At 61.7% G+C, this 17066-nt stretch carries 15 protein-coding genes; 3 read left to right on the top strand and 12 right to left on the bottom strand.

Annotated features, from left to right (window positions below):
• The first annotated feature begins 478 nt into the window (after positions 1 to 478).
• The gene (locus A7X77_RS29980; RefSeq protein WP_064686450.1) at positions 479 to 2419 is read left to right on the top strand and encodes a M23 family metallopeptidase; all 1941 of its coding nucleotides are present in this window, start codon (positions 479 to 481) and stop codon (positions 2417 to 2419) included.
• Positions 2420 to 2488: 69 nt separating this feature from the next.
• Here A7X77_RS29980 and clpB read toward each other — a convergent pair whose 3' ends face one another.
• From clpB to A7X77_RS29950, 6 genes are all read right to left on the bottom strand, one after another.
• Positions 2489 to 5089, bottom strand: a complete 2601-nt coding sequence (clpB, locus tag A7X77_RS29975; RefSeq protein WP_064686449.1) for an ATP-dependent chaperone ClpB — start codon at positions 5087 to 5089, stop codon at positions 2489 to 2491.
• Positions 5090 to 5341: 252 nt separating this feature from the next.
• Positions 5342 to 6049 carry a DUF4167 domain-containing protein gene (locus A7X77_RS29970; protein ID WP_064686448.1) on the bottom strand — a complete coding sequence of 236 codons (708 nt, stop codon included), beginning with the start codon at positions 6047 to 6049 and terminating at the stop codon, positions 5342 to 5344.
• Between the two features lie 343 nt (positions 6050 to 6392).
• On the bottom strand, positions 6393 to 7253 hold the full coding sequence (gene prmC, locus A7X77_RS29965) for a peptide chain release factor N(5)-glutamine methyltransferase (RefSeq protein ID WP_064686447.1): 861 nt from the start codon (positions 7251 to 7253) through the stop codon (positions 6393 to 6395).
• Positions 7250 to 8329: a peptide chain release factor 1 gene (gene prfA, locus A7X77_RS29960; protein ID WP_064686446.1), complete on the bottom strand. Its 1080-nt coding sequence runs from the start codon at positions 8327 to 8329 to the stop codon at positions 7250 to 7252. Before prfA ends, prmC begins: the two co-directional genes overlap by 4 nt.
• Before the next feature lie 25 nt (positions 8330 to 8354).
• Positions 8355 to 10622, bottom strand: a complete 2268-nt coding sequence (gene ptsP / locus A7X77_RS29955) for a phosphoenolpyruvate--protein phosphotransferase (RefSeq protein WP_064686445.1) — start codon at positions 10620 to 10622, stop codon at positions 8355 to 8357.
• 89 nt (positions 10623 to 10711) lie between these two features.
• Entirely contained in the window at positions 10712 to 11986 is a 1275-nt protein-coding gene (locus tag A7X77_RS29950; protein WP_064686444.1) for an aspartate kinase, read from the bottom strand.
• Positions 11987 to 12281: 295 nt separating this feature from the next.
• Here A7X77_RS29950 and ubiG point away from each other — a divergent pair, with 295 nt between their 5' ends.
• Positions 12282 to 13028 carry a bifunctional 2-polyprenyl-6-hydroxyphenol methylase/3-demethylubiquinol 3-O-methyltransferase UbiG gene (gene ubiG / locus A7X77_RS29945; protein ID WP_064686443.1) on the top strand — a complete coding sequence of 249 codons (747 nt, stop codon included), beginning with the start codon at positions 12282 to 12284 and terminating at the stop codon, positions 13026 to 13028.
• 57 nt (positions 13029 to 13085) lie between these two features.
• On the opposite strand, the gene A7X77_RS29940 is transcribed toward ubiG, so the two are convergent.
• Genes A7X77_RS29940 through A7X77_RS29925 form a run of 4 tightly spaced genes read right to left on the bottom strand, consistent with a single transcriptional unit; the run spans position 13086 to position 15444 of the window.
• Positions 13086 to 13514 (bottom strand): DUF1178 family protein, encoded by a 429-nt coding sequence (locus A7X77_RS29940; RefSeq protein ID WP_012485361.1) that lies wholly within the window; start codon positions 13512 to 13514, stop codon positions 13086 to 13088.
• Positions 13511 to 14368 (bottom strand): carbon-nitrogen hydrolase family protein, encoded by an 858-nt coding sequence (locus tag A7X77_RS29935; protein ID WP_064686442.1) that lies wholly within the window; start codon positions 14366 to 14368, stop codon positions 13511 to 13513. Before A7X77_RS29935 ends, A7X77_RS29940 begins: the two co-directional genes overlap by 4 nt.
• 10 nt (positions 14369 to 14378) lie before the next feature.
• Positions 14379 to 14636: a glutaredoxin 3 gene (grxC, locus tag A7X77_RS29930; RefSeq protein ID WP_010002303.1), complete on the bottom strand. Its 258-nt coding sequence runs from the start codon at positions 14634 to 14636 to the stop codon at positions 14379 to 14381.
• A 31-nt stretch (positions 14637 to 14667) separates the two neighbouring features.
• Positions 14668 to 15444: a ComF family protein gene (locus tag A7X77_RS29925; RefSeq protein ID WP_064686441.1), complete on the bottom strand. Its 777-nt coding sequence runs from the start codon at positions 15442 to 15444 to the stop codon at positions 14668 to 14670.
• 77 nt (positions 15445 to 15521) lie between these two features.
• Between A7X77_RS29925 and A7X77_RS29920 the strand changes: the two genes are divergently transcribed.
• On the top strand, positions 15522 to 16406 hold the full coding sequence (locus A7X77_RS29920) for a methyltransferase domain-containing protein (protein WP_064686453.1): 885 nt from the start codon (positions 15522 to 15524) through the stop codon (positions 16404 to 16406).
• A gap of 75 nt (positions 16407 to 16481) precedes the next feature.
• On the opposite strand, the gene A7X77_RS29915 is transcribed toward A7X77_RS29920, so the two are convergent.
• The gene (locus tag A7X77_RS29915) at positions 16482 to 16649 is read right to left on the bottom strand and encodes a Flp family type IVb pilin (protein WP_004671794.1); all 168 of its coding nucleotides are present in this window, start codon (positions 16647 to 16649) and stop codon (positions 16482 to 16484) included.
• A 69-nt stretch (positions 16650 to 16718) separates the two neighbouring features.
• Complete coding sequence (locus tag A7X77_RS29910) at positions 16719 to 17036, bottom strand: hypothetical protein (protein WP_064686440.1); 318 nt, start codon at positions 17034 to 17036, stop codon at positions 16719 to 16721.
• Positions 17037 to 17066: the final 30 nt, after the last annotated feature.

Here is a 17066-nt window from a genome sequence, read left to right as displayed (position 1 = left end):
GAACACAAACCAGCATCAGCCAATCCGCTTGAGTTTCTTTAGAGCGAGAGACTTCGTCGCCAGCAGCGCCGCCGCCCTCGTTCAGTGAGTGGGCTTATAGAACCAACCCCTTTTCCAAGTCAACAGCGCTTTTCGAAAAAAATCATTTTTCTTTCAAGTGATTGTTTTTGCAGATGAAATTTCGAACGTCTCGCAGACGCGGTCGTTTCCCGGATTCCGACCGGCCTCACGGCGCGGGAGAAGTGAACATTCTTCGACTTTTCGCGGGAAAGAACGCTCTTTCGTCTCCCGCGCCCCGACATCATCACAATCTGCTGGTCTTAACAGACACACGATTCATACGGGCAAAGGCGGGCAAACTGCCCCTCACTGCGTGATTTGACTTCCATGCCTAAAATATGCACATCTTTCGCCCAGCCAGGATGGTCAAGAAAATGCTCCCAGAGACGTCAAATGCAAGGACGCGGACCCGACTGCCATGATGACGGAGAAAATGATGATCCGCTCGTTGGGCAACGAGCCTCCGCTTCTGGCCGACGGCAGGCGCGCTCCCGACCGTCGCGAGGTTTCTCTGCGCTGGCTTTCGGGCACGTTTCTCACCGGCATTACCTCTTCCGTCCTGATGGGCGTCGCCCTGTTTGCCGCCCTTGATGGCCGCCAGCAGCTGGCGATCCCCGCCGAAGCCTATGCGAGTGCTGTCGCAGACGCGCATGAGGATACGACCGTCGTCCGCGGCGGCCGGCTGATCGCACCCGCCATCGCCGCAAAACCGTCCGACCGGGCGATCATGGAAGTTTCGACCGTCGTCCACGACGGTGAAAAAGAGGTCGTGCGCCGCCAGCCCTTCGCGCATGTGAAGATGATGTTGGCCGCCAACCATGTCGCGACCGAGGACTATCCCGATTTCGATCCACTGGCGATCTTCTCCGCCGACGAGCCGCAGCCCGCCCCGCAAAGCCGCACCGGCGCGCTTTATGGCTCCGACGTTGAATCCGAAGTCAGCCTGAAAACCATTGCCTTCCCGACCGGCAAGACCGGTATGAAGATGGCCTCCGGCCTGTCACTCGAGGAGGTCGAAGAAAATGTGCGCTCCAACGGTTCCGTGCTGACCGACGGCAATACGCAGCTCGCAGCGCTTTATTACGTCGACCCGCGTCGTTTCTCCAACGAGGATGCCGATGTCGATCTGACCGCGGGTCTCTCCGCCCGTGTGCTTGAGCAGAACATGACGGTCTCCGCACCGGAATCGATCACGCCGCAAACCGAAGAATTCGCCGATGACATCCTGCCGGTGCGCGTCGACGCACCCATCGCCAAGGCGCTGACAGATTCCGGCTATCCGCAGCAATATGCCGATGGCATTGCCGGCATCATTGCCCAGCAGTTGGGAGTCAGCGACCTCGAAAAAGGTGACGTGCTGCGGATCGGCATCATCCAGAAGGGCGAACAGGCAAAGATCATCCGGGCCAGCGTCTATCGCGGCACGCGCCATCTGGTCACCGTGGCTCTCGACGACAAGGGCAAATATGTGTCCGGCAGCGAGCCGCCGATGCTGGATGCTATCGCCACAGCCTTTGATGACAATTCCTTCGCGCCGGCGCCCGGCCAGAACCTGCCGCGCGTCTATGACGGCATCTTTCGCGCCGCCCTTTCCTACGGCATGACCAAGGATATGACCGCGCTGATCATCAAGCTGCTCGCCAGCAATGTCGATTTCCAGGCGCAGCTGAGACCGACGGATACGCTCGAGGCGTTCTTCTCCGTCGCCGACAGTGCCGGCCAGGCAACCGAGGATTCCGAACTTCTCTACGTCAACGCCCGTTTCGGCGATACGCAGACGCGGTTCTACCGCTTCCAGGATCCCGAGGACGGCACGGTCGATTATTTCGACGAGAACGGCAAGAGCATCCGCCAGTTCCTGCTGCGCAACCCGGTTCCGAACGGCATATTCAAATCCGGCTTCGGCATGCGCCGGCACCCAATCCTCGGTTTTGCCCGCATGCATACAGGCGTCGATTGGGCGGCACCCCGCGGTACGGCGATCATCGCTGCCGGTAACGGCACGGTCGAGAAAGCCGGTTGGGATTCCGGCGGCTATGGCAACCAGACGATCATTCGCCATGCCAACGGTTATGAATCCTCCTACAATCACCAAAGCGCCATCGCCAAGGGCGTAGTGCCCGGCGCCAAGATCCGCCAAGGCCAGGTGATCGGCTGGGTTGGCACGACGGGCGAATCCACCGGCCCGCATCTGCATTACGAGCTGATCGTCAACGGCACCAAGGTCGATCCCCTGCGCATCCGCCTGCCCGGCGGCAAATCGCTGCAGGGCGAGCCGCTGGCGAAATTCGAGGATGAGCGCAAGCGCATCGATACGCTGTTGAACAACCAGACACCGGATCAGGTGGCGAGCAAGTAGTCGCCGTGTCCGGGCGCCTACAAAAATGGCGGCCAAGGCCGCCATTTCTCATTCATCCGACAGCTCAAGCTATGCCGCTTCGCTAACAGTCTGCCGTGTCCGGAACTGCAGCCGGTCCGACCCGTTTGTCACCTTCACCGTCGATCCATCCGGCACCTGGCCGGACAGAATCTGCTCGGCCAGCGGATCCTGCACGAATTTCTGGATCACCCGCTTCAGCGGCCTTGCGCCGTAGACCGGGTCATACCCCTTGTTCGCCAGCCAGTGGCGGGCGTCCTCATCGAGATCGATGACGATCTTGCGCTCCGACAGCAGAGCCACCAGCCGCTTCAACTGGATATCGACGATAGCGCCCATTTCCTCGCGCTTCAGGCGGTGGAAGAGGATTATCTCGTCGATACGGTTCAGGAATTCCGGCCGGAAATGCCCGCGCACGACCTCCATCACCTGTTCGCGAACCGTGTCGCTGTCGTCGCCGTCCCTGAGCTGAGTCAGGTATTCGGCACCGAGGTTCGAGGTCATGATGATCATCGTGTTGCGGAAATCGACCGTCCGGCCCTGGCCGTCAGTGAGACGTCCGTCGTCCAGTACCTGCAGCAGGATGTTGAAGACATCAGGGTGCGCCTTCTCGATCTCGTCGAACAGCACGACCTGATAAGGCCTGCGGCGCACGGCTTCCGTCAGCGCTCCACCTTCGTCATAACCGACATAGCCGGGAGGGGCGCCGATCAGCCGGGCAACGGAGTGTTTCTCCATATATTCCGACATGTCCATGCGCACCATCGCCGTTTCGTCGTCAAACAGGAAGCGGGCGAGCGCCTTGGTGAGCTCCGTCTTGCCGACGCCGGTCGGGCCGAGGAAGATGAACGAGCCGATCGGCCGGTTCGGATCCTGCAGACCGGCGCGGGCGCGGCGAACCGCGCGCGACACGGCCTGAACCGCATCGCCCTGGCCGATCACCGATTTCCCCAGCTCGTCTTCCATCCGAAGCAGTTTGTCGCGTTCGCCCTCTAGCATCTTGTCGACCGGGATGCCGGTCCAGCGGGACACGACATGGGCGATGTTGTCGGGGATCACCACCTCCTGGACCATCGCGCCGCGCTCGCCATCCTGCTTCTCGGCTTCGACGAGCTGCTTTTCGAGATCCGGAATGACGCCATAGGTCAGCTCGCCGGCGCGCTGAAACTCACCCTTACGCTGGGCGATCGCCAGTTCGTTGCGGGCATCGTCGAGCTGCTTCTTGAGATCGGCGGCAAGGCCGAGCTTCTGCTTTTCCGCCTGCCAGCGGGCCGTCAGCGCATCGGCTTCCTCTTCAAGAGTGGCAAGTTCGGTCTCCAGCCGCTTCAGCCGATCGGCGGAAGCAACGTCGGTTTCCTTCTTCAGCGCCTCGCGCTCGATTTTCAGCTGGATAATGCGGCGGTCGAGCTCGTCGAGCTCTTCCGGCTTGGAATCCACCTGCATGCGCAACCGCGCTGCCGCCTCATCCATCAGATCGATCGCCTTGTCGGGCAAGAAACGATCGGTGATGTAGCGGTTGGACAGCGTCGCGGCGGCGACAAGCGCCGCATCGGCGATGCGCACCTTGTGATGCTGCTCGTATTTTTCCTTGAGGCCGCGCAGGATCGAGATCGTGTCTTCGACCGTCGGCTCGTCGACGATGACGGGCTGGAAGCGTCGGGCAAGCGCCGGGTCCTTCTCGACATGTTTGCGATATTCGTCGAGCGTGGTCGCGCCGACGCAATGCAGCTCGCCGCGGGCAAGAGCAGGCTTCAGCAGGTTGGAGGCATCCATTGCCCCATCGGCCTTGCCGGCGCCGACGAGCGTGTGCATCTCGTCGATGAACAGGATGATCTCGCCGTTTTCCGCCTGCACTTCGTTGAGCACGGCCTTTAGCCGCTCTTCGAATTCGCCGCGATATTTCGCGCCGGCAATCAGCGCGCCCATGTCGAGCGCCATCAGCTTCTTGTCCTTGAGCGATTCCGGCACGTCGCCGTTGACGATACGCAGCGCCAGCCCTTCTACTATCGCCGTCTTACCGACGCCGGGCTCGCCGATCAGCACGGGGTTGTTCTTGGTGCGGCGGGACAGGACCTGGATAGTGCGGCGGATCTCGTCATCGCGGCCGATGACCGGATCGAGCTTGCCCTCACGAGCCTCGCCGGTCAGGTCACGTGCGAATTTCTTCAGAGAATCGAAGCCCTGCTCGGCGTTGGAAGAATCGGCCGTCCGACCCTTGCGGATATCGTTGATGACCTGGTTGAGGCCCTGGGCCGTGACGCCGGCATTCTTCAGAGTCGAAAAGGTCGACGCCGAGGATTCGATCGCCAGCGCCTGCAGCAGGCGTTCAACGGTGACGAAGCTGTCGCCAGCCTTCTTCGCCGCCTCTTCGGCGGTCGAAAGCACCCTGGCAAGCGGCTGCGCCAGATAAATGTTGCCGTTGCCGCCTGAGATCTTCGGCATTTTGGCAAGGGCGGCGTCATTGGCAAGGCGGGCAGCCTTGGGATCGCCGCCGGCGCGCTCGATCAGCGATGCCGCCATGCCCTGATCATCATCGAGCAGGACTTTCAGCATGTGCTCAGGCGAAAATTGCTGATGACCCTGCGCCAGCGCATAGGTCTGCGCCGACTGGATGAAGCCGCGCACCCGCTCCGAATATTTTTCGATATTCATATTCCACCTCCATGGATCGCCCTGCCCTTACAAGGCGCAGACCGATGATTGAGATCGACCCCCTGAAAAGGCAGGCCGCGCTTGCCCGTCTCTCGGTTTGGGCGAAGCAGTTCGAGGAGAATATGGTAGCCTGTTCCAGCAGTTTAAAGAGCCCGTAAAATGAAAATCCCCGGCACAAGGCCGGGGATTTTCAGGCAAATCCGCGCAGATGGTATGAACGTCCGCCTCTTCTCGAAGGAAAGGCGAAATCCTTCACTCCGATGTGGCGTCCGCCAGAACAGGCGCCTCTGCGGAAGCGCCCTCGCCTTCCGAGGCGGCGTCGCCTTCTGCGCCACGACGCGGGCGACGGGGACGGTTGCCGGCGCTGCGGCGGCGGGGCTGGCGTTCGCGCGGCTGGCCGGCGGAACCTTCCTCGTCCATGGCGACCTCGGCAGGAATGCCTTCGATCTCCGGCTGCGGGCCGGTTCCATCGATGACCTCGGGCTGAGGTGCCGGAGCGGGAGCCGGCTGCGCCTGTGCCTGCGGCTGGTGCTGCCTGCTCTGCGGCGGCTGGACGACAACGACATCATCGCCGTCATTGTCGCTGTTATCAATATCGTCGCTGTCGCGATCCGCCGCATCGCGGTCATTATAGTCGCCACGATCGTCGCGCTGGAAACGCTCCTGCATCTGCGCCTGGGCGCTGGCGATGATCCGATTGTAATGTTCGGCGTGCTGAAGATAGTTCTCGGCCATCACGCGGTCGCCGGAGCTCTGGGCATCACGGGCAAGTTGAGCATACTTCTCGGCGATATGCTGGGCGGTGCCGCGGATCTTCACATCGGGGCCGGAACTGTCATAGGTCCGGGTCAGCGGATTGCCGCCCTTGCGGTTGAAATTGTTGTTGTTATTTCCGCCGCCGCCATTGTTATTGTTGTTACCACGCCCTCGACCGCGCTTGTTTTGCTGTCCTGGCCTCATAGATCGTTCACCTGAATTCTCTGTTTGTGATGGATACATGGCACCAACCGCCATGACCGGAAAACCGGGTCAGGACCTTTGTGCCGCGAGCATACTGCGCCTCTGCGCCGACCTGCCGCTTGGTTCTCAAGTCAGTTTGACTGATTCACGCGTTGGATCGTGTTCAACCGTTGAAACTCTCGTTTAAAAGAGCGGACCCCCGAGGCAAACCAAGTACCGAACGAATCTCGTTCATTCCTATCTGCCCAACACGTGTCCGCAACCTATATTGCTTCCCTGGGAAATCCAAGCCTTTTCTTCGCAATAACAATAATGCCCCGCCCAACGCCGCAATTATCGCCTCTTACGCGAGCGCGAACATGAGCGCCCTGTCATTCTGACCATAATCTTTCACGGATTTGAGGCAGCTGAAGCCTTTCGCTTCGAAGATCGCCGTCACATCGTTTCGCTGATCGTAGCCGATTTCCAGCCCAAGAACCCCGTCGGGTCTCATGAACCTTGCCGCATCCTTGGCTATGGCTTTATAGGCGTCAAGCCCATCGGGGCCGCCATCCAGAGCCGCAACCGGATCAAATTTCGTCACTTCGGGAGCGAGATCGTGAATGACATTGGAGGCAATATAGGGCGGATTTGAGACAATCGCGTGAAAGGAGCCCTGGATATCCTCGAACCATCTCGACTGTACGGCCTGAAAGCGATCCTGCAACCCGTTTCTTTCTGCGTTTGATCTTGCCGTTCCAAGGGCATCCGCCGATATGTCGCTGCCGATGCCTGACGCCTCAGGACACTCGCTCAACAGCGCAAGGCATATCGCCCCCGTCCCGGTTCCGATATCAAGAATATGGAGATGGCCGTGCACCTTTGCAAGATCCTTGAGATAGGGAAGCACCGTATCGACCAGGATTTCCGTATCCGGCCGCGGCTCCAGGGTTTCCGCCGAGAGCTGCAGCGGCAGACCGTAAAATTCCCGCTCGCCAAGAATGCGATGCACCGGCTCATGGCCGAGCCGCCGCTCCAGCGCCTTGGAAATCACCGCGAGCTGATCAGCAGAAAGCTTCTCGGCCGATCGCGTCAACAGTTCGGTCGATGACTGTTTCAGAAGGCCTGCGACAAGCAGACGCGCATCGGTTGCCGGATCGGCGACGCCTGCCTCCGTGAAGCGGCGGCGCGCTTCGGCTAGCATATCGGCGACCGTCTGGCTCATAGCTGCTCGCCGAGCTGCGCCAGCTGGCTTGCCTGATAATCGGCCATCAGCGCATCGACGACCTCCTCGATCTCACCCTCCATCATCCGGTCGAGCTTATAGAGCGTCAGATTGATGCGATGGTCCGTCACCCGCCCCTGCGGGAAATTATAGGTACGGATACGTTCCGAGCGATCGCCGGAGCCGACCTGGCTCTTGCGATCGGCCGAGCGTTCGCTGTCGGCCCGTTGCCGCTCGGCGTCGTAGAGCCTGGAACGCAGCACCTGCATTGCCTTAGCGCGGTTCTGATGCTGCGATTTTTCCGAGCTGGTGACGACGATGCCGCTCGGCAAGTGGGTGATGCGCACCGCCGAGTCCGTCGTATTGACGTGCTGGCCGCCGGCGCCGGAGGAGCGCATCGTGTCGATGCGGATGTCTTCCGGCCGGATTTCGATGTCGATCTCCTCTGCCTCCGGCAGCACCGCCACCGTCGCGGCTGAGGTATGGATGCGCCCGCCCGCCTCGGTTTCCGGCACACGCTGCACCCGGTGGACGCCGGATTCGAATTTCAGCTTGGCAAAGACGCCTCGCCCGGTGATCGTCGCAATGATTTCCTTGTAGCCGCCGGCTTCGCCCTCGCTTGCCGAGAGCACCTCCACCTTCCAGCTCTTTTCGGCCGCGAAACGCTCGTACATGCGAAAGAGATCGCCGGCGAAAAGCGCTGCTTCCGAGCCGCCGGTTCCGGCGCGAATTTCCAGGATCGCGCTTTTTTCGTCCGCCGCATCCTTCGGCAGAAGCAGGATCTGCATTTCCTGCTCCAGCGCCTCGATCCGCTCCTTCACCTCGGGCAGTTCGAGTTCGGCAAGATCACGCATCTCGCGATCCACCGACTTGTCTTCGAGCAGCGTGTCGAGATCGGCAAGCTCGGCGACCGCCTTCTCGTAGGCGCGGATCTTCGTAACGACAGGCTGCAGCTCGGAATATTCGGATGCAAGCTTCACATAGACGTCGGCGGTCGGGCCTGCCGACATGCGCGCTTCGATCTCGTCGAAACGGCGTTCCAGCTCGCGCATCTTTTCAACGGGAAGCTTCGCCACCCTTCACTCCGATTCTTAATATAGGCTAAAGGGGAATATTGTGGCTCTCGGCGAAGCGGGCAAGCACCTCGCGCATCGGCACCGTGGCGCTGTTATCGTCCAGCACGTCATCCATCACCTTGGCCAGCGCGCCGACATCGAGCCCGAGCAGCATCGCTTTGACAGGCCCGATCGAGGCCGGCGACATGGAGATCGAACGGAAGCCGATGCCGAGCAGCGCCATTGCCGAGAGCGGCTTGCCGGCAAGTTCGCCGCACAGCGTCACCGGCGTCCTGTTCCGGTCCGCCCCACGCACGATGTCGCGCAGGATCCGCAAAAACGGCTTGCCCAGCGGATCGAAGCGGTCCGACACACGCGCATTGCCGCGGTCAACGGCCATCGAGAACTGGAAGAGGTCGTTCGAGCCGACCGAAACGAAATCGACCGCCTCCATCAGCTCGTCAAGCTGCCAGAGCAGCGCCGGCACCTCCAGCATCGCACCGAATTGCAGCTTGCGCGGCAGTCCGTGGCCGAAGCGCGAGAGATGCTGCACTTCCTTCTGCAGGAGCTCGCGCACAACCCTCAGCTCGGAAACCTCGGTCACCATCGGCACCATCAGCTTCAACTCGGTATCGGCCGACGCCTTCAGCAGGGCGCGCAGTTGGGTGCGCAACAGTCCCGGCCGGTCGAGCGACAGCCGGATGGCGCGCCAGCCGAGTGCGGGGTTTTCCTCCTCGTGGCCGCGGAAATAGGGCACGACCTTGTCGCCACCGATATCAAGCGTGCGGAAGGTGACGGCGCGGCCGGCCGCCTGTTTGATCACATTGCGGTAGAACTGCTCCTGCTCGTCCGCCTTCGGCATGGTGGAGGCGATCATGAATTGCAGCTCGGTGCGGAAGAGACCGATGCCCTCCGCACCCGATTCCGACAGCTGCGGCAGATCGACCAGCAGGCCGGCATTCATCATCAGGGAGATCCGCTGGCCGTCTTTGGTGACCGGCTCGATGGCGCGCAGTGCCCGGAACTGCTCCTGCCGTCTGGCGCGGAAGCGGACCTTTTCCTCGTAGGAACGGCGATGATCGGCCATCGGCCGCAGGTGCACATGCCCCTCGTCGGCGTCGATGATCACGGCATCGCCATTCTCGGCGAGCGCCACGACACCCGCCGCCTGGCCGATAACAGGAATGCCCATGGCACGCGCGACGATCACCACATGGCTCGTCACCGCCCCTTCCTCCAGCACCAGCCCGCGCACATTGGCGCGCGGATAATCGAGCAGTTCCGCCGCCCCCATGGCACGCGCCAGGATGACCGCGTCGTTGGGGAAACCTTCGGCGGTCGTCCGCCCGGTATAACCGGTCAATTGCCGAAGCAAACGGTTCGCCAGATCCTCGAAATCATGCATGCGTTCGCGCAGATAGGGGTCGGTCAACCGCATCATCCGCGCCTTGGTGTCGCTCTGCACCTTCTCGACCGCCGCTTCCGCCGTCAGGCCGTTGCGGATCGCCTCCTCGAGCTTGCGCACCCAGCCCTGGTCATGTGCGAACATCCGGTAGGTTTCGAGCACCTCACGATGCTCGCCCTCCATCGACACGTCGCGACGCGACAGCATGTCGTCGATCGAGATCCTCAGCGAACCCATGGCTTCAGCCAGCCGCCGGATTTCCTTCTCGGCATCCTCGTTGAGCAGGTTGGTAACGACGATGCGCGGCTCGTGCAGCACGACATAGCCGAGGCCGATGCCGTCATTATAGGTGTCGCCGTCGACAGTCACAGAGCGGGTCAGGTCGAGTTCGAGGCCCGGCTTGGTAATCTTCTTCAGCTCGCCGGTGGCGATCATCTCGGCAAGCACCATTGCCGTCGTCTCGAGCGCTTCCACCTCTTCCTCGCGATAGGTGCGGCTCGCCTTGTTCTGCACGACGAGAACGCCGAGCGAGCGCCCGGTCCTCAAGATCGGCACGCCGAGGAAGGAATGGTAGATTTCTTCACCCGTCTCCGGCAGGTATCGGAACGCCGGATGCGACTGCGCGTCGGAAAGGTTGAGCGGCTGCGCTGAAGCCGCGATCGTACCGACGAGGCCCTGCCCCATCTTCAACTGCGCCAGGTGCACGGCCTCGCGGTTGAGGCCTTCGGTTGCGTAGAGCTCAAGCACGCCGTCGGCACGCAGCACGTAGACGGAGCAAACCTCCGCCACCATGTTGCCGGCGATCTGCCGGACGATCCGGTCAAGACGATCCTGCGGCTCCAGCGGCTCTGCCATCAACTCGCGCAGCCGCCTGAGCAGCACGCGCGGACCGCCGGAAAGGTCTCTCATGACGTCTCAAGCTCCCGAAACAACGCATTCTGTCCCGGCCGGCCTGCCGTCGTCTCCTCAACCTGAAGGAGCAGGCCGCCCGCTGGGAATCAATTCTTATCCAGACCGTAGCAGGAATGCAAAGTCCTGACAGCGAGTTCTGCATAAGGACCGTCGATCAGGATGGAAATCTTGATCTCGGAGGTGGTGATCGCCTTGATGTTGATGCCTTTTTCGGCAAGTGCACGAAATGCGGTAGCAGCAACGCCGGCATGGCTGCGCATGCCGATCCCGATGACCGAGACTTTCACCAGCCCCGATTCGTTCTGCACGACGTCGTAGCCGATCTTCTCCTTATGGTCGCCGAGCACCTTGATCGCCTTCTCGACGTCGCCAGACGGCACGGTGAAGGTCATATCGGTCTTCGATCCGTCCTCGGAAATATTCTGGACGATCATGTCGACATTGATATGGGATTCGGCAAGCGGCCCGAAGATCGCGGCGGAGACGCCCGGCCGGTCGGCAAGACGGCGAAGCGAGATCTGAGCCTCATCCTTGGCATAGGCGATGCCGGTGACTACTTCCTGTTCCACGATTTCATCCTCGTCACAAATCAGCGTTCCGGGCGGGTTCAACAGATCGCCCATGCCCGGAGCATCGGGATCTTCGAAAGACGAGCGCACGAAGGTACGCACCTTGTGCACCATGGCAAGTTCGACCGAGCGCACCTGCAGCACCTTGGCGCCGAGCGAGGCCATCTCAAGCATTTCTTCGAAAGCGATCTTCTTCAGCCTGCGCGCCTGCGGCACGATGCGCGGATCGGTCGTGTAGACGCCGTCGACATCGGTATAGATATCGCAGCGATCCGCTTTGACAGCGGCCGCGATGGCGACGGCCGATGTATCCGATCCGCCGCGTCCGAGTGTGGCGAGGCGGTTGTCCGGTCCCAGCCCCTGGAAGCCGGCGATGACGGCGACCTGCCCCTCGCCCATGCGCTTGATGATGTCGGATCCGTCGATCTCGAGGATGCGCGCCGCGCCATGCGCATTGTCGGTGCGGATCGGGATCTGCCACCCCTGCCAGGAGCGCGCATTGATATCCATCGCCTGCAGCGCAATCGCCAGCAGCCCCGAGGTCACCTGCTCGCCAGAGGCGACGACCGCATCATATTCGCGCGCATCGTAAAACGGAGAGTTGGCGCCGATCACCTTCGGCATGCCCTGCACCCAGCCGACCAGTTCGTTGGTCTTGCCGGACATGGCCGAAACGACCACCGCCACCTCGTGGCCGGCATCGACTTCACGTTTCACATGGCGGGCAACGTTCTTGATACGGTCCAGGTCAGCGACGGACGTGCCGCCGAATTTCATTACGATGCGTGCCATATGCCTCTACCACCACTGGCGCCGGAAAACGGAAACCCGGACCCGGCATCACGAAAGCTCTGGGGCGGACCGCTTGGCGAAAGAGCCGAGTTACAATTTCTGGAACCGCTCTAAAAGCCCAGGCCTTTAAGGCCCCAAGTTGCGGCGTCTCTTAGCGAGTTTGGCGGGGGGAGGCAAGCGCGCGCGATAAAAGCAGTTGCCGGGCGGCTCGACGCCTGTCGGTCTCCTGCTTCGCGCCCCTTGACTTATGCCTGTGATCATCCGACTTCACATCTGACGAACGAAGGAGTGGACGATGACGGAAGGCGCCAGAAGCACGATCGACCAGGGCGAAGTGGACCGCTTCTCGGCGATGGCGGCGGAATGGTGGAGCCCGACCGGCAAGTTCAAACCGCTGCACAAATTCAATCCCGTCCGGCTCGCTTATATAAGAGACAAGGCCTGCGAGAATTTCGGCCGCGATCCGAAAAGCCCTCGGCCGCTCGAGGGTCTGCGCGTCCTCGATATCGGCTGCGGCGGCGGCCTGTTGTCCGAGCCGGTCGCCCGCATGGGTGCCTCCGTCACCGGCGCGGACCCTTCCGAGAAAAATATCGGCATCGCCTCGACCCATGCGAAAGCCTCCGGCGTTTCGGTCGACTACCGCGCCGTCACCGCCGAGGAGCTCGCCGAGGCCGGCGAAACCTTCGATATCGTGTTGAACATGGAAGTGGTCGAACACGTCGCCGACGTCGAGTTCTTCATGACGACCTGCGCGAAAATGGTCCGCCCCGGCGGCCTGATCTTCGTTGCCACCATCAACCGCACGATGAAGGCGGCAGCGCTTGCCATCTTCGCCGCCGAGAACATCCTGCGCTGGCTGCCGCGCGGCACCCACCAGTATGAAAAGCTGGTGCGCCCGGAAGAGCTGGAAAAGCCGCTTGCCGCAAGCGGCCTCGACATCACCGACCGCACTGGCGTCTTCTTCAATCCGCTGTCGAACCAGTGGAATCTGTCGAGAGATATGGACGTGAACTATATGCTGCTGGCGAAACGGCCGGCTTGATCCGACATTCATAGTCCGGCTACATTTCGGCATTGGGGCCAATGCGCCGGCTGAATTTCAGTGCACATCCTCCGGCAGAACCGGAATAGCAGCGATCTCGATGCCTTCTTCCACCAGCGCCTGCGCCTCGTCCAACGTCGCCTGGCCGATGATGCCGCGGGCATCCGCCTCGCCATAATGGATCTTGCGGGCCTCCTCGGGAAACTTCGTGCCGACATCCTCGGAATTGGCTTTGACAGCCGCGACGGCCTCTTTCAGTTTTTGCAGGGCCTCCTGCCGCATCGCATCCATCGCCAGGGTCTGCCTCTCGTCCTTCTTGCGCGCCGTCGAAACGGAAGGCGCCATCAGAAGCTTGGAGACGGCGGCGGAATGGCAGACTGGGCAGGTCAGGAAACCGGTCGCGACCTGACGGTCGAAGTCGGCGCTTTCCGAAAACCAGCCTTCGAATTCATGCGCATTGTCACAGGTGAGAGAATAGCGGATCAAGCGGCGACGCCTCCTGCGACTGCCCCCGCAATCTTTTCGACCGAGTATTCCCGGCCGTTCTTCAGGTTCGGGATCTTGTCATGCGCAGTCTTGACCGCGCCGGGATCGATCTCGGTGAGGATGACCGCCTCGCCGGCGGCGCCGGCCGAGGCCAGCACCGTGCCCCAGGGATCGATAATCATCGAATGGCCGAAAGTCTCGCGCCCATCCTCGTGCCGGCCGGCCTGCGCCGCGGCGATGACGAAGACACCGTTCTCGATCGCGCGGGCGCGCAGCAGGATCTCCCAATGCGCTTCGCCGGTCTGCCGGGTGAAGGCGGCGGGAACCGTCATCACTTCGGCGCCGGCAATCGCCTGGGCACGGAAAAGAGCGGGAAAGCGCACGTCGTAGCAGATCGCAAAACCCATTTCGGCAAAGGGCAGCGACAGGACGCGCGCCTCCGAACCGGCCGTATAGGCGGCACTTTCACGCCAGCTCTCGCCATTGTCGAGATCGACATCGAACATATGGATCTTGTCGTAGCGATTGAGGATCCTGCCGTCGGGACCGAACAGGAAACCGCGATTGGCGAGCTTGCCGTCGGAAAGCGCAATCGCCGTCGAGCCGACATGCATGTAGATGCCAAATTCCCGAGCAAGCTCCGAACCGGTCTTGACGATGATATCATGCGTCTCGTCGGCGAGCGCGGCAAGCGCCGCGGCGCGGTCGCGCTGCAGCATGCCGGTCATCTCGGGCGTCTGCACATAGGTCGCGCCCTGGGCGGCGGCCTCGCGCACCAGCCGCGCCATGGCGGCGGCATTCTTGACCGGATCGACTCCGGAGCACATCTGGATGGCGGCAGCCTTGAAACTCATCGGTTCCTCCTCAGGCCGCCAGCATCGGATCGAGCTTGCCGGCGCGGTCGAGCGCAAAGAGATCGTCGCAGCCGCCGACATGTTCGGCGCCGATGAAGATCTGCGGGAAGGTGGTCCGCCCGTTCGACTTGCCGATCATCTCCTGACGAAGGTCCGGGGAATAGGTCGCGTCGTGCTCGACGTAGTCGACGCCCTTTTCTTCGAGCAGGGACTTGGCGCGGCTGCAATAGCCGCAGAACTGTCGTGTATAGATCGTGACGGGTACCATAATATCTCCAGACGGATGCCGGGTATTTCTGTCATATAGGCTCGGAGAGAGCCCTTGCAAAGGTCAAAACCGTGATCTCGGCCGCACCCGCCTTGCGCAGCGTCCGGCTTGCGGCGGCAACCGTCGCCCCCGTCGTGTAGACGTCGTCGACGAGCACGATACACTTGCCGAAAACCTCGTTCTCGCAGCCTCTGGCAATCGCGAAAGCACCTCTGACATTGTCCTCGCGCGCCTTGGCGCCGAGACCGACCTGCTGGCTGGTGCGCTTGACGCGGATGAGTGTGGCCGCAAGCAGCGGTTTTCCCGATAGGCTCGCCATATGGCGGGCAAGCTCGGCAGCCTGGTTGAACTTGCGGGTCAGCATGCGGGTGCGGTGCAGCGGCACCGGAATCAGCGCATCGCAGCTTTCGACCGTCCCATCGGAAGCGCGCAGCATCCAGCCGGCCATCATCGGCGCCAGATCGGTGCGATCACGATATTTCAACCCATGAACGAGATCCCGCACCGCATGATCGTGCGTTGCCGCCGACCGCAACCGGTCGAAAGGCGGCGGATTGGCGATCGCCTCGGCACTGAGAATGCCGGCGCCGAGATCGTGCGAGAACGGAATGCCGAGCACCTCGCAATAGGGCCGTTCGATGAAGCGGATGCCGGACCAGCATTTCGCGCAAAGCCCGCGATGGCCGCCGGTCGAAATACCGCAGACGGAACAGGCCGGCGGATAGAGAAAATCGACAACCTCCGAAAACGGCCGCAAGAGCCGCGTCCGCAAAAACTCCGCCGGTCTTTCGAAAAGGATCGGTCTCATGCCAACGAGACTAGCCTGTTCTCATCCAAAGGAAAATCGTCTTGCCGCGTCAGCGAGGCGGGACTATGGACATCGCCATGGAAACGATCTTCGACAGAGACCTGATCGCCGCACATCGCCATCGCGCGCTTGTCAACAACGACCCGAAAGCCGCTTTCCTGCTGGACATCGCGGCAGAGGAAATGGCCGAGAGGCTGGCGGTCGTCGAGCGGCGTTTCGAAACCGCCGTCGAATTGCATGGTACGACCGGTGCAGCGGCCCGCGCGGCGATGGCGACGGGCAAGATCGGCACGATGATCCGCGTTGAGAGCGAGAAGGCCTATGCGGGCCTAGGCGAAACCCTGATCGAAGCGCCTTTCGAAGACGTGCCGCTCGAGCCGCAATCGACCAATCTCGTCCTTGCGCCGCTCAGCCTGCATCTGACCAACGACACGCCGGGCGTTTTCATCCAGATTCGCCGTGCCTTGAAACCGGACGGCCTGTTCCTGGCGGCCATTCCCGGCGCCGGCACGCTGCAGGAACTGCGCGACGCCCTCCTGACCGCCGAGGTTGAAATGACCGGCGGCGCCAGCCCGCGCGTGATCCCCTTCGCCGATGTGCGTGATGTCGGCAGTCTCATGCAGCGCGCCGGCTTCACCCTGCCGGTGATCGACGCTGAGACCTATACGGTACGATATGATTCTCCCTTTCCGCTGATGCGCGATCTCCGAGCCATGGGCATGAGCAATCCGCTCGCAGCCCGAGGCCGCATGCCCCTGACCCGCGCCTTCTTCTTGCGCGCCGCAGAGATCTATGCCGAGCGCTATTCCGATCCCGACGGACGCATTCGCGCGACCTTTTCGATCATCTATGTCTCGGGATGGGCGGCTCACGAGAGCCAGCAGAAGCCGCTCCAGCCGGGTTCGGCCAAGGCACGCCTTGCCGATGCGCTGAAAGTGGACGAGCACAAGCTCAGGCAATAACGGATGATATCGAAAAGTGTTAGCTGTTAGTGCAGCTCATCATGCTGCAGCTCGTCAAAAGTAGCGGCCGCCTCTTCAATTGACGGTGATATTGTTGCTGACGACGCTGAAGACGTTCTGAAGGCTGCCGGTAAAGAAGCCGAGGCCCGAGACGAGCGCCGTGCAGATGACGGCGGCGATCAGGCCGTATTCGACCGCCGTCGCACCTGTGCCGTCCGCAAAAAATGCTTTCAAAAGACGCATTACCCCCAACCCTTTGCGTGAATCGACCGCAATAACCAATTGCTGGCCATCAGGCGATGGCCAGCATTTTCAGCAACCGGCACCGACGCCGTATCCCTCGACGACGCAGACCGAGCCGGGCGTCTCCTGCAGGACGCTGCGGCGGATCGTATAACGCTTGCCGCCTTCGTTGTTCGGGATCGATCCGGTGGTGATCGTGTCGAAATCCACCGGCGCGCTGGCAAAGACGCTTTTCTTCGAAGGATCGGCAAGCATCGGCGTCAGGATGAGTGTCAGGGCGACCACCGCCGTACCAAAGAGAAGGGCGATATTGAGCGCACCCGTCCTGCGCGAGGCAGACGAAGCCCGTTCCTTTTCCCGGACTGCTTTCCAGAAATCATCGTCCATGACGTCAAGCCTTTTACTACACGCACGCCA

This window comes from Rhizobium bangladeshense, from assembly GCF_001662075.1.
Taxonomy (GTDB): domain Bacteria; phylum Pseudomonadota; class Alphaproteobacteria; order Rhizobiales; family Rhizobiaceae; genus Rhizobium; species Rhizobium bangladeshense_B.
Note: the sequence above shows the minus strand (reverse complement) of the source record. Positions and strands in the feature narration are given on the sequence as shown.